At 32.6% G+C, this 13,273-nt stretch carries 10 protein-coding genes; 6 read left to right on the top strand and 4 right to left on the bottom strand.

Features of this window, described 5'->3' with window-relative positions; genetic code table 11:
- Window positions 1–17: 17 nt before the first annotated feature.
- The 3 genes from AC1RRN_RS11370 (at window position 18) to AC1RRN_RS11360 (ending at window position 3,728) form a co-directional block, all read left to right on the top strand.
- Window positions 18–1,427, top strand: coding sequence for a pyridoxal phosphate-dependent decarboxylase family protein (locus AC1RRN_RS11370; RefSeq protein WP_492967413.1), 1,410 nt, complete (start codon window positions 18–20; stop codon window positions 1,425–1,427).
- A gap of 328 nt (window positions 1,428–1,755) precedes the next feature.
- Entirely contained in the window at window positions 1,756–2,865 is a 1,110-nt protein-coding gene (locus AC1RRN_RS11365) for a helix-turn-helix domain-containing protein (protein ID WP_492967412.1), read from the top strand.
- Window positions 2,866–2,966: 101 nt separating this feature from the next.
- A complete protein-coding gene (locus tag AC1RRN_RS11360) occupies window positions 2,967–3,728 on the top strand; it encodes a hypothetical protein (RefSeq protein ID WP_492967411.1) in 762 nt (253 codons plus the stop codon).
- A gap of 63 nt (window positions 3,729–3,791) precedes the next feature.
- On the opposite strand, the gene gldA is transcribed toward AC1RRN_RS11360, so the two are convergent.
- A complete protein-coding gene (gene gldA, locus AC1RRN_RS11355) occupies window positions 3,792–4,688 on the bottom strand; it encodes a gliding motility-associated ABC transporter ATP-binding subunit GldA (protein ID WP_492967410.1) in 897 nt (298 codons plus the stop codon).
- Between the two features lie 144 nt (window positions 4,689–4,832).
- Between gldA and AC1RRN_RS11350 the strand changes: the two genes are divergently transcribed.
- Window positions 4,833–5,426: an outer membrane beta-barrel protein gene (locus AC1RRN_RS11350; protein ID WP_492967409.1), complete on the top strand. Its 594-nt coding sequence runs from the start codon at window positions 4,833–4,835 to the stop codon at window positions 5,424–5,426.
- Window positions 5,427–5,779: 353 nt separating this feature from the next.
- Here AC1RRN_RS11350 and metE read toward each other — a convergent pair whose 3' ends face one another.
- Window positions 5,780–8,104, bottom strand: a complete 2,325-nt coding sequence (gene metE, locus AC1RRN_RS11345) for a 5-methyltetrahydropteroyltriglutamate--homocysteine S-methyltransferase (RefSeq protein ID WP_492967408.1) — start codon at window positions 8,102–8,104, stop codon at window positions 5,780–5,782.
- A gap of 157 nt (window positions 8,105–8,261) precedes the next feature.
- On the opposite strand from metE, the gene AC1RRN_RS11340 reads away from it, so the two are divergent.
- A complete protein-coding gene (locus tag AC1RRN_RS11340; RefSeq protein WP_056190279.1) occupies window positions 8,262–8,723 on the top strand; it encodes an Lrp/AsnC family transcriptional regulator in 462 nt (153 codons plus the stop codon).
- Between the two features lie 241 nt (window positions 8,724–8,964).
- Window positions 8,965–10,311: a deoxyguanosinetriphosphate triphosphohydrolase gene (locus tag AC1RRN_RS11335; RefSeq protein WP_492967407.1), complete on the top strand. Its 1,347-nt coding sequence runs from the start codon at window positions 8,965–8,967 to the stop codon at window positions 10,309–10,311.
- 91 nt (window positions 10,312–10,402) lie between these two features.
- Here the strand turns inward: AC1RRN_RS11335 and AC1RRN_RS11330 are convergent, their stop codons facing one another.
- Both AC1RRN_RS11330 and AC1RRN_RS11325 read right to left on the bottom strand, forming a co-directional pair.
- On the bottom strand, window positions 10,403–11,404 hold the full coding sequence (locus AC1RRN_RS11330; RefSeq protein WP_492967406.1) for a DUF3078 domain-containing protein: 1,002 nt from the start codon (window positions 11,402–11,404) through the stop codon (window positions 10,403–10,405).
- A 35-nt stretch (window positions 11,405–11,439) separates the two neighbouring features.
- Window positions 11,440–13,227: a 1-deoxy-D-xylulose-5-phosphate synthase gene (locus tag AC1RRN_RS11325; protein ID WP_492967405.1), complete on the bottom strand. Its 1,788-nt coding sequence runs from the start codon at window positions 13,225–13,227 to the stop codon at window positions 11,440–11,442.
- Between the last annotated feature and the right edge of the window lie 46 nt (window positions 13,228–13,273).

Raw genomic sequence — 13,273 nt, 5'->3', positions numbered from 1 at the left:
ATTCAAATTACTATATAATGAATACAGTATTACAGAACGATCTAAATGATCTTTCAAATATTTTAGAGAAAACAAAACAGCAAGGAATAGATTTTCTAAACAATCTTGAAAATGTTCCAACTTCTACTAAAAATTCAATTGATCCCACCAGAGAGCTAAACGAATTAGGATTAGGATCATTGGCCGCATTAGAAGAATTTAATGAAAGATTAGCACCTTTAATGGTTAGTTCGTCTGGTCCAAGATATTGGGGTTTTGTAACCGGAGGATCAACTCCGGCTTCCATTGTTGGCGATTGGTTAGCTTCGGTTTACGATCAAAATACTCAGGCGGTAAAAGCTCAGGGTGGAGTTTCAGCTTTGATTGAATTTGAAACTATTAACTTATTGTTGCAATTATTAGAATTACCGGATACTTTCTTAGGCGGATTTGTAACTGGAGCAACAATGTCAAATTTCACCTGTTTAGGAGTTGCCAGACAATGGTTTGGAAAACAATTTGGGAAAGATTTTGCTAAAAACGGAATTTCAGAAACAATTAATATTTTAACAGCAACTCCACATTCTTCTTCAATCAAATCATTGGCGATGTTAGGGATTGGAAGTAATAATTACACCACATTAAAAACAATAGAAGGCAATCGTGAAGCTATTGATATTGCCGATTTGGAAAAGAATATTCAAAACTTAAACGGAAAGCCTTTTATTTTAATTTCAAGTGCAGGAACTGTAAATACAGCAGATTTTGATGATTTTGAAGCCATTTCAAAGCTAAAAGAAAAATACAATTTCTGGTGGCATATTGATGCTGCTTTTGGAGGTTTTGCTGCGGTTTCGGATAAATACAAACATTTTGTTGAAGGTTGGGAGGGAGCGGACAGTATTACCATCGATTGTCATAAATGGTTGAATGTACCTTATGAAAGTGCTTTTTATTTGATTAAAAAAGAACATGCAAGTTTGCAAATAGAAACCTTTCAAAATTCGAATGCACCTTATTTAGGAAATCCGTTAGAAAATTTTAATTATTTAAACGTGTTACCGGAAAATTCAAGACGTTTAAGAGCGCTACCAGTTTGGTTCTCTTTATTGGCGTATGGAAAAGAAGGTTTTCAGGATATCGTTGAAAACAGTACTTCAATGGCGCTTCAATTTGCTAATGAACTTATTGAAGAAGGTAATTTTGAATTACTGGCTCCAATTCGTTTAAATAATGTTTGTTTTACTTTGAAAGGAAATCACAATCAGGAAAAAGTAAGCGAGTTTTTGACGCTTTTAAATGACAAAGGAAAAGTATTTATGACTCCAACAGTTTATCAAAATCGTAAAGGAATAAGAGCTTCATTTGTTAACTGGCGTACCACAGAAGAAGATATTAAAATCGTAATTGAAGAAATGAAAAGTGCGATTTTAGATTTAGAGATTTAATGAAAAAGAGCCTGTTGAACAGACAGGCTCTTTACTAACATCAAAAAAACAAAAAAACAAGGATTTAAAAACAAAAAAAAATATTCTGATTTAAGTTTTTTATAATTAAGGACAATTCAAAAATTGACTTGCATTATAAATTAATATTGAAATTATGAGAACAATTATATTCGTCATTGTGCGTATATTTTAATTCACATGGCAAATATAATATTATTTGTATTAAGTCTAAATAAAAACAAACATAATTTACGAAAAAAAATATAACAGGTTGAAAACGAAGTAATGCTAAAATTACAATTGATAAAAAACTAAAATATTATTTGAAATGATAGATTTTCCAATAATAATGGGTATTACAGGTGGTGCAGCATTCCTATTGGGTTTTTTACTCATTGTTCATCCTCGTAGAGTAAATGGAGCAGCAAATAGATTTCTGGGATTGTTTATTATAACAGTGGGTTTAGCATTGATTGAAATTCCGCTTTTTTATAAAAATTTTCATTTGCAACACCCTTATCTGTTTGAAATGATTGGCTTATCAAGATTTTTGACTGCCCCTCTACTTTATATTAGTGTCCTGTATTTTACTTCAATTAGAAAAACATTTAAATTGAAGTATTTACTACATTTTTTGCCTTTCTTATTTTTTTTAATTTTTAGAATTCCATTTTTTGTTACCGGAAAAAACATCGAATTTAATGATGAAGCAAGAAGGATTTTATTTTTTATTTTGCAGACAGCTTTACCACTTCAGACAATAATTTATTGGAGTTTTTCATTTATAATACTTCAAAAACATTTAAAAAATATACGTCAGTTTTCAGCAGCTACTGAAAATATTGATCTTGTATGGCTTAAATATTTTTTATTGATTTTACTGGTAATTGTATTAGTCTGGTTTAATTTGATTTTTTTTCAATTGGAAAATTTGAAGAATTTTACCCCTCTGCTTTATTTATCAAGTATTTTTTTTCTGGCTTATTTTTCGTTGCAACAAAGAGAAATTTTTGATTTCGATAAAAGTATCTTAAATGAATTGTCAGCAATTAATGTATATAAAAAAGACAATCCAAAAAGAGTTCCTGAAAGCCGATTGAATGTATTGAATGAAAAACTTAGAATACTTATTGACGTAGAAAAAATCTATCTGGAAAGTGATTTAAGTTTGCCTAAATTATCCAAAAAGATTGAAGCAAGCTGCAATGAAACTTCATTTTTAATTAATGAATTGTATAAAGAGAATTTCTATAATTTTATAAATAAACATCGTGTCAAAGAAGCAAAAATGTTATTGTTGTCTGAAAAATACAATCAATTAAACATATTAGGAATTGCTTATGAATCGGGTTTTAATTCGAAAACAACTTTTAATACGACATTCAAAAAATATGTTGGTATGTCTCCAACAGAATTTGTAAAATCTCATATTTCCTGATTAAAAAAGAAGTTTAAAATCCGTTCGAAAGGGTACATCGGAACATTTGATTTTTGATTAATATTCAAATTTGCTGGATATTAACTCAAAAATAAAAAACCATGTTAGAACAATCTTTAGAAATTTCAAATTCAATTTTAAAAAAAATCAGCGCTTCTTTAATTCTTGGCCTTGAAATAGCAGCTTTACTTTTGTTACTGGGAAATGGAGGAAATATTCCCTGGTTGCCACCTGTTTTAGTTTTTTCTGGAGTTGGAGTTTCATTACTGCTTTCAATTTTATTTCCATTTGTTTGGCATTTTTTGGAACAAAAACAAAAAATAAATTCTACTAAAGTCTATGCCATTTTATATAGCGGAATTCGGTATTGCATCGCTTTTAATATAGCCAGTTTTGGTTGGAAAAAGTTCTACGGACTTCAATTTATTGTTCCGGCCGAAATCTCAAATATGCCCATGAATCAGCAATCAGGCGAATGGCTAACCTGGTTTTATTTTGGATACTCGCATACTTTCGGAATTGTAATAGCCTTGATTCAGATTGTTGGAGGTTATTTATTATTGTTTAGAAGAACAGTATTGTTTGGAGCAATCATATTGTTCTCCTTTCTGTTGAATTTAACCTTGATAAATATTTTTTATCATATGAATGCCGGTGCCTTATTGCAGTCAATATTAGTAACAGTTGGTGTTTTATATTTGATTTTGCTGGATTCAAAAAAGTTGAATGATTTTTTCTTTAAGACAAAATCTACCTTGCAATCAGTACATGTCAATGGTTTTTTTCTTAAAAATCTGTTGCGACTTTCAGCTATATTTCTTTCACTATTATTTACAATTTATTTGAAGAATTTAATGAAATAGAAAAAAGCTCGTTTAATACTTTAAACGAGCTTTTATATGTAAACTGAAAACTGCGACTGAAAACTACTTAGTAATTTCTCTAAAAACAGCTTCTAAGTTTTTATTTTTCTGATTCAATTGTAGCGTTTTTAAACCATTTTCATTGGCGAAATCAAAAATCGCCGGACGCATATCTTTATCAGCTACAAAAGTTAATTCCCAGGTCATATCATGGGTGTTTTTGTATGAAGTAATATTTGGGAGCTTTGCTAAAAGCTGTTCTTCAACCTGATAATCAAATTCTACTTCTATAACTTGTTCCTTATCTTCAGAAACCAGATGATCTAATTTTTTATCGGCAACGATTTGTCCTTTGTCAATAATAATGACACGATCACAAATAGCTTCTACTTCCTGCATAATGTGTGTGGATAAAAAGACTGTTTTATCTTTTCCAACATTTTTAATTACATTTCGAATTTCCATTAACTGATTCGGATCCAGTCCGGTAGTTGGTTCATCCAAAATCAAAACATCAGGATTGTGCAATAATGCGTTGGCAAGTCCCACACGCTGGCGATATCCTTTAGACAATTGTCCTATTTTTTTATGACTTTCTGATGACAGTCCTGTCAGCTGAATAACTTCCTCGATTCTTGATTTTGGGACTTTATATACATCGGCATTAAAAGCCAAATACTCACGAACATACAAATCCAAATACAACGGATTGTGCTCCGGTAAATAACCAATTGAACGCTGAACGGCTTTAGCATCCGTCATGACATCGTGACTGTTTACAAGGGCTGAGCCTTCATCGGCCAATAAATAAGTCGTCAAAATTTTCATTAAAGTAGATTTTCCCGCTCCGTTTGGACCAAGAAATCCAACAATTTCTCCTTTTTGAATGGAGAATGAAATTTCGTTTAAGGCTTTTTGAGTTCCGTAACTTTTTGATATGTTGTTTACTTCTATCGACATCACTTTTTATTTGCTACAAAAGTAAACAGAAATAGTTTTGATTACTAAATTTTGTCTTTCAAAGAATTGAATTAAAAATGAAAGAAGTAAGATTTGTGGCATCTTTATTGTTAAAGGAGTATTAAATTTTAACAAATATCACACATGAAAAAAATGTTAGTTGTTGTTGCATTAGCTATTGTTAGTTTTGCAAATGCTCAAAAAAAAGGTTCTATTTTAGTTATGGGAAGTATTGAGTACAATTCTCAAAACGTATCTAATTCTGGTTCAGAAAATAAATACAGTACTTTTGCTTTTTCACCTAAAGTTGGTTACCAATTTCACGAAAATTGGACTGCAGGTATCGAGGCTGGAGTTGGTACTTCAAAACAAGAAAATGGTAATAACACAGAGTACAAAACAAACAATTTCTCTTTAGGAGGTTTTTTACGTTATTCTAAACCATTAAACCAAACATTTTCTGCTTATGCTGATTTAGGTGTAGGATACCAGAGCAGAAAAGTAACACAAGATGTGGGGCCAATGAATGTAATAAATGAAGGAGACGGATTCTATATTGGTGTTACACCAGCAATTTTAGTTAATGTTGGTAAAGGATTTGGTTTGAACTTTAATGTTGGAGGTTTGGGGTATAATACTTTAAATTATGATGGAAATGATGGAAACGGAGACAACGTTAAAAATTTCAACTTTTCTTTCGGAAAACAATTTTCTGTAGGGATTTCAAAGAATTTCTAATTTTAGAATATATTTCAATTTCAAAAAAGACACTCCAATTTTGGGGTGTTTTTTTTTGTTTAAAAATAATGACATGTAGTTTTAAATTTTATGAAGCAGAAGTTTTCGTTTCCTAACACGTTTCGTCCCGCTATCCGCTATATCTTTTTCTTGCTAAAGGAGCAAGAAAAAGGATGCCGCTTCTATCGGGGCTAAGCAAGACATTTTTGTTTTCAAAAGAATTCCATTTTTAATTCTACAATATTTTCAAAAAAACAAGTGCCAACTAAAGTGAAATCGAAACTAAATCATAACTACAAGAATTTTCGATTCCACTTGTTGGCACTAAAAAACAAAAATATATTCAAATGAAATTATACAGTTGCGCCGTTTTCAACGGCAGCTCTCATTTCCTGAGCAGCAGCAACCATTTCGATCAAAGCTTTTTTAGTCTCATCCCAATGACGTGTTTTTAAACCACAATCCGGATTTACCCATAATTGATCAACTGGAATAACAGCCGAAGCTTTTTCTAATAAACGAACCATTTCTGCACTTGAAGGCACACGTGGCGAGTGAATATCATAAACCCCGGGTCCAATCTCGTTTGGATATTTAAAGTTGGCAAAAGCATCTAAAAGTTCCATTTGCGAACGCGAACATTCAATCGTAATTACATCCGCATCCATATCAGCAATATTTTGAATAATATCGTTGAATTCGCTGTAACACATATGCGTGTGAATTTGCGTATCATCATTAACACCAGATGCAGAAATACGAAACGCTTTTACAGCCCAGTCTAAATAGTTTGCCCATTCTTCCTTTCTCAATGGTAAACCTTCGCGAATCGCAGGCTCATCAATTTGAATAATTTTGATTCCGGCTTTTTCCAGGTCAACAACTTCATCGCGAATGGCCAAAGCGATTTGCGTGCAAGTTTCAGAACGAGGCTGATCATTACGAACAAATGACCATTGCAAAATAGTTACCGGTCCGGTCAACATTCCTTTTACCCATTTTGAAGTCAAAGATTGTGCATATTTCGACCATTTTACCGTCATTGGAGCTGGTCTTGAAACGTCGCCATAAATAACCGGAGGTTTCACGCAACGGCTTCCGTAACTTTGAACCCAGCCATTTTTCGTGAAAGTAAATCCGGATAATTGTTCGCCGAAATACTCAACCATATCATTACGCTCAAATTCTCCGTGAACCAAAACATCAATTCCGGTTTCTTCCTGAAAACGAATCGTAGCTTCGGTTTCTTTTTCAATTAAATCATTGTATTGTTCTGTAGTTAATTCTCCTTTTTTGAATTTCGCTCTCCAGCTTCTTACTTCAGCGGTTTGAGGGAAAGATCCAATTGTAGTTGTTGGAAATAAAGGCAAATCTAAAGCATCAATCTGACTTTTTCTTCTGGTTGCAAAAGTACTTTTACGTTTATCATCAGAAGATGTAATTCCGGCAACACGCGCTTTAACTTCATCATTATGAATTAATTTTGAAGTTTTACGATTGTTATTTGCAATTACATTTTTTTCAAAATCAACTGAATTTTTAACATCGATTTCATTAGAAGCCAATTGTTTTAAAATAACAATTTCGTTGATTTTTTGTTTAGCAAAAGCCAGCCATTGTTTAATTTCCGGCGTAAGCGTTTCGTCATTTGTCTCTAAATCTAAATCGCAAGGACTATGAATTAGCGAACAAGATGGTGCTACTAAAATTCTGTTTTCTCCCAAAGCATCAGTTGCTTTTTGGATCAATTCTAATGATTTTTTGAAATCATTTTTCCAGATATTTCTTCCGTCAACAACTCCCAAAGAAAGATTTACATTCGGATTTAATTTTCCTGACTCTAAAATATCATTTAATTGAAGGGGGCAACGCACTAAATCTAAATGGAAAGTGTCGACAGGCAAAGCCAAAGCTGTTGCAAGATTTTCTCCAAAACAGTCAAAATAATTAGCTAAAATGATTTTAATTTTCGGAAAACGAATGTTGATTTCATTATAAACTTCGGTAAAAGTTTTTCTTTCTTTATCCGTTAAATTCAAAGCTAAAAACGGTTCGTCCAATTGAATGTATTCCACATTTTCTGCTTGTAACTTTTCAAAAATTTCGAAGTAAACAGGAAGTAATTTATCGATAAGATCAATTCGGTGAAAACCTTCTTCTTTTTCTTTTCCTAAAAGTAAATAAGAAATTGGTCCAATTAAAACTGGTTTTGTGGCAATTTTTAAAGCATTTGCCTCCTTGAACTCAGTTATTATTTTTTCAGAAAACAATTCGAATTTTTGGTTCTTAGTGAATTCAGGAACAATGTAATGATAGTTGGTATCGAACCATTTTGTCATTTCCATTGCTACAACATCCTGACCGTCTTTTTGCGCTCCTCTTGCCATGGCAAAATACAAATCGATAGCCGAATTAGTTTTGGCAAATTCCTGATAACGTTGCGGAATTGCGCCTACAGTTAACGTTAAATCCAGAACCTGATCGTAAAAAGAGAAATCATTAGACGGAATCAAATCAACTCCGGCTTCTGATTGTAAATGCCAGTTTCTGCGGCGAATATCTTTTCCGGTTTCGATTAATTCTTCTACAGGAATTTTTCCTGCCCAGTATAATTCAGAAGCTTTTTTTAATTCTCTATTGCTGCCAATTCTTGGGTAACCTAAATTATTTGTTTTCATTTTTGATTCAGTATTTTTTACTGAACAAATTTATTGTATTAGATTTTAAAACTTATATTTGGTCTTTATTTGAGTAAATTGTCTTTTTAAATTGTTTTTTTGGAGATTATATTACTGTGAAACTCTTTTTAAAGAACCTTTAGCCGTAAAAATTACTATGGAAAACCTGGATAAAACCGATTTATTGATATTGAAACACCTTCAGGAAAACTCAAATATCAACACAAAAGACCTCGCCAGTAAATTATTTCTGACGGTTACGCCCGTTTATGAGCGTATTAAGAGATTAGAAAGAGACGGATATATTACGAAATATGTTGCTTTGCTTGATAAAAACAAAATGAATCGTGGCATGACTGTTTTTTGTAATGTGCGTTTAAAAGAGCATGCAAAAAATGTGGGAAGTAATTTTGTGAAAGATATTGTAGCACTTCCTGAAATTATCGAATGTTATAATATTGCAGGCGATTATGATTTCATGCTAAAAATTTTAGTCAAAGACATGGCTAGTTATCAGGATTTTGTCATGAATAAATTATCTACGATTGAAAACATCGGAAATACAAATAGTATTTTTGTAATGGGAGAAATCAAACATAGTACCGCATTGGAGTTTTAGTGAAATTTTTTTGCCACAGATTACACAGATTATAATGATTTGTATATTTTGAATGTTTAATTTTCGCCACGAATTCACGAATTTTTATAAATCATTCTATTTAAAATAATTCGTGAATTCGTGGCAGATAAAACTTAAATCAAATTAATCTGCGGCCTATTTTTATTCAATATTATCCTAAAATAAAACGTATTTTTGAGCTTCAATCTAAAATCTAAAATCAGAAATCTAAAATAGAAAAATGAACTGGGAACAACTTTTATCACTAAAACGCCAAGGCGATACGAGCAAAAGATTACGTGTAGAACAAGACGACACGCGTTTAGGTTTTGAGGTTGATTATGACCGAATTATCTTTTCGGCCGCATTTAGATCTTTACAGGATAAAACTCAGGTAATTCCACTTTCAAAAATAGATTTTGTACATACCAGATTAACGCACAGTTTAGAAGTTTCGGTTGTGGGAAGATCTTTAGGTCGTTTGGTTGGCAAAAAAATTATCGAAAAATATCCTTATTTAAAAGAAATTCATGGTTATCATATGAACGATTTTGGTGCTATTGTTGCTGCGGCTTCTTTGGCTCATGATATCGGGAATCCGCCTTTTGGGCATTCTGGCGAAAAAGCAATTGGAGAGTATTTTTCAATCGGAAAAGGATTGAAATACAAAGATAAACTGACCGCAAAACAATGGCAGGATTTAATTGATTTTGAAGGAAATGCGAATGGTTTTTCAGTTCTAACTGCAAGCCGTCCGGGAATTGAAGGCGGACTCCGAATTTCATATGCGACCTTAGGTGCTTTCATGAAATATCCAAAAGAAAGTCTTCCGAAGAAACCAACAAACAATATAGCAGACAAAAAATACGGCTTCTTTCAAACCGATAAATTATTTTTTGAAGAAGTTGCCAACGATATGGGAATGATTCCTAATAAATCTGATGGAGATCTTGGTTTTGAAAGGCATCCGTTAGCATATTTAGTCGAAGCTGCAGATGATATTTGCTATACCATTATCGATTTTGAAGATGGAATCAATTTAGGTTTAGTTTCAGAAGATTATGCCTTAGAATATCTGATTAAATTAGTAAAAGATAATATTGGAGTAGCAAAATACAAACTGTTGGAAACCAAGGAAGACCGAATTAGTTATTTGCGTGCTTTGGCAATTGGTGCCCTAATTAATGACGCAGTCGATGTTTTTGTTGAAAATGAAGAAGCAATTCTGGCTGGAGAATTTCCTTATGCTTTAACTGATAAAAGTAAATACAAAGCGCAAATGAATGATATTATCAATTTAAGTGTTGAGAAAATATATCAAAGCCGCGAAGTAATCGAAAAAGAAATTGTAGGTTACCAAATTATTCAAACTTTGCTGGATAAATTCATAACAGCTTTCAACAATAAATATGACGGAACAGCGTCAAACTACGATAAATTGATTTTGAAAATGCTGCCAGAAAAACATCATTTAGACAAAGGAAATTTATACGAGCGTCTGCTTCATATTTGTCACTATGTTTCGCTTCTAACAGATGGAAATGCACTGGAGTTATTTGAAACAATCAACGGAAGAAAAAGCAATTAAGATATATTAGTTTAATCAAATAAAAAACACCCCATAAAATGTCATTTTATGGGATGTTTTTTATTTTCTCAATAATAGAGAAGTAGATTTATTATTGGAAAGCATACACTAAACCAACACCTAAAACTTGTCTCAGCTGAGCTCTTGGACCGTCATTTACCTGAGTTGTTGCTCCCGTAGTAGGATCGACAACATCCTTTTTAGTTTTGATATCGTCATCATATACTAAATGCAAACCAATATTTGCTTTAACATAAGCATTAACAACAAGATCTAAACGAGTGTCATAATCCACATCGACGTTTCCGAATTTATTTAGATAATCAGTATATAAACTCAATCTGTTTTCGTAAAATACATTTTTGTAAATCTCGCTTTTCATATATCCGGTAAATAAAATACCAAATTCGGCTTTTACTTTTTGCCCTTCTTCAATTAATATTTTAGCGGTAGGATCAAGAGGATCTGGTGCATAAACTGCTTTTTTAACACCAAAAGATCCCTGATTGGCCAAATAGTCATCTAGTACTAAAGTGGTTTTTAAAGTAATTGGAGAGAAATAAAATGTTCTGTTTTTCTTTTTGTTTGAATTCTCAGCTCCGGCTCCTAAAAAGATATAAGCTGGTGCAAAAGGTTTCGAAATGGCAATATCTCTGTTTGGATAATTGTAACCGTTTGAAAATTGTGTATTGAAATTAAATTTAGCTGAATAATACCAATTCGAAATAGTATCTTTTCTAAATCCATAAGTGGAGTTAATCAAAAGTGCATCATCCGTTTTTCTTAATTCGGTACCATCCTGTTTATTTAAACCGTATTTTACAATAAGTTCGTTCACCCATTTATGATTTCCTTTGGCGTAAGTTCTTCCAAATTCACCTTTAAATAATCCTGAAATAGAACTTGTTCCCCCGGCACTCCAATTCACAAAAGCAATTTCTGAAATGTCAAAACCTAATTGATTTTTCTTAGTCCAGTTAGAAGGCAATTTTGGTAATTGATTTGGATCTAAAGTGGTTTGAATAATTTGAGCAAAGTTATTTGAAGTACACAAAAGCAACAGCAACAAAAGGGTAGAACGCAATAATTTCATTAGGTTGGTTTTAATATTTTGGTTGTGCAAAATAATTATTTTGAATCGTTTGAAAAAAGATTTACCAAACTTTTAACGTCAATTTTACACAATTGTTGCAATTGATTTACTGTTCCATGCTCAATAAATACGTCAGGAATACCCAAAATTTGAATATCATTTTTGTAATTATTTGCAGCAGCAAATTCTAAAACAGCACTTCCAAATCCTCCATTTATTGTGCCATCCTCGATTGTGATAATGCGGTTAAAATTAGAGAAAATAGAGTGTAATGTATTGTTGTTTAATGGTTTAATAAAAGGAAAGTCATAATGTGCAATCTCGTCAGAATTTGAATATTGATTCAGCGCTTCAATTACATTATTGCCAATACTCCCCGTTGATAAAACCGCAATTTTTGTGCCGTTTTTTAAGCAGCTGGCCTCGCCAATTTTAATTTCTTCATAATGTCCGAAATTTTCTACTTCCCAATTTGGAAGAACACCCCGACCACGAGGATATCGAATCGCAATAGGATGATTTAGTCCTAATTGTGCTGTATATAAAATGTTTTGTAAAGCAATTTCATTGATAGGCGCATAAATTATCATATTTGGAATCGCTCTTAAATAAGCGATATCAAAAACGCCGTGATGGGTTGCGCCATCTTCGCCAACCAAACCGGCGCGGTCTAAACAAAAAATAACCGGCAGATTTTGCAACGCTACATCGTGAATAACCTGATCATAAGCGCGCTGTAAAAAGGTAGAGTAAATGTTGCAATACACAATCATTCCTTGTGTTACCATTCCTGCAGAAAGCGTTACGGCATGTTGTTCAGCAATTCCAACATCAAAAGCACGTTCCGGAATTTCATCCATCATAAATTTTAAAGAACTTCCTGATGGCATTGCCGGTGTAATTCCTATGATTTTTTTATTCTTTTTGGCTAAATCTAAGATCGTTAAACCAAAAACATCCTGATATTTTGGAGGTAAATTTTCTTCAGATTTAAAAAGGAGTTCTCCAGTTGCAGCATCAAATTTTCCAGGCGCATGATATTTTACCTGATTTTCCTCAGCTTGCTGTAAACCTTTTCCTTTTGTCGTTACAATATGAAGGAATTTTGGACCTTTTATCTTTTTTAAACGGTTTAATTCATTGATCAGAGTTGGAAGATCATTACCGTCAATTGGCCCCGAATAATCAAAATTCAAAGATTTGATCATGTTATTTTTCTTCGGATTTTTTCCTTCTTTTACAGCAGTAAGATATTTTTTAAGTGCACCAACGCTCGGATCAATTCCAATTGCATTATCATTCAGAATAACCAATAAGTTAGCATCGGTGACTCCGGCATGATTTAAACCTTCAAATGCCATTCCGGATGCGATTGAAGCATCGCCAATAACTGCAATATGCTGTTTTTCGAAATTGCCTTTTAAGTTAGAAGCAATCGCCATTCCTAAAGCAGCAGAAATAGAAGTGGACGAATGTCCAACGCCAAAAGTATCGTAAATACTTTCGCTTCTTTTCGGGAAACCGGAAATACCACCAATTTGTCTGTTGGTATCAAAATTTTCTCTTCTTTCAGTTAGAATTTTATGACCATAAGCTTGGTGTCCAACATCCCAAACCAATAAATCTTCGGGCGTATTAAAAACATAATGCAAGGCAATTGTCAATTCAACAACGCCTAAACTTGCGCCCAAATGGCCTTCTTTAACCGAGACAATGTCAATAATAAATTGGCGCAATTCCTGAGCAACTTCTGGTAGTTGCGCTTCAGAAAGTAAGCGTAAATCGGCGGGATTGTATATGTTTGAAAGTAAATTGCTTTTCATTGTAAGGTAAAAAGCAAATTTACGGTTTTAAATTTAATTTTATTGC

This window comes from Flavobacterium sp. GW821-FHT11G01, assembly GCF_058808175.1.
This window is presented reverse-complemented; position numbering and strand designations above follow the sequence as displayed.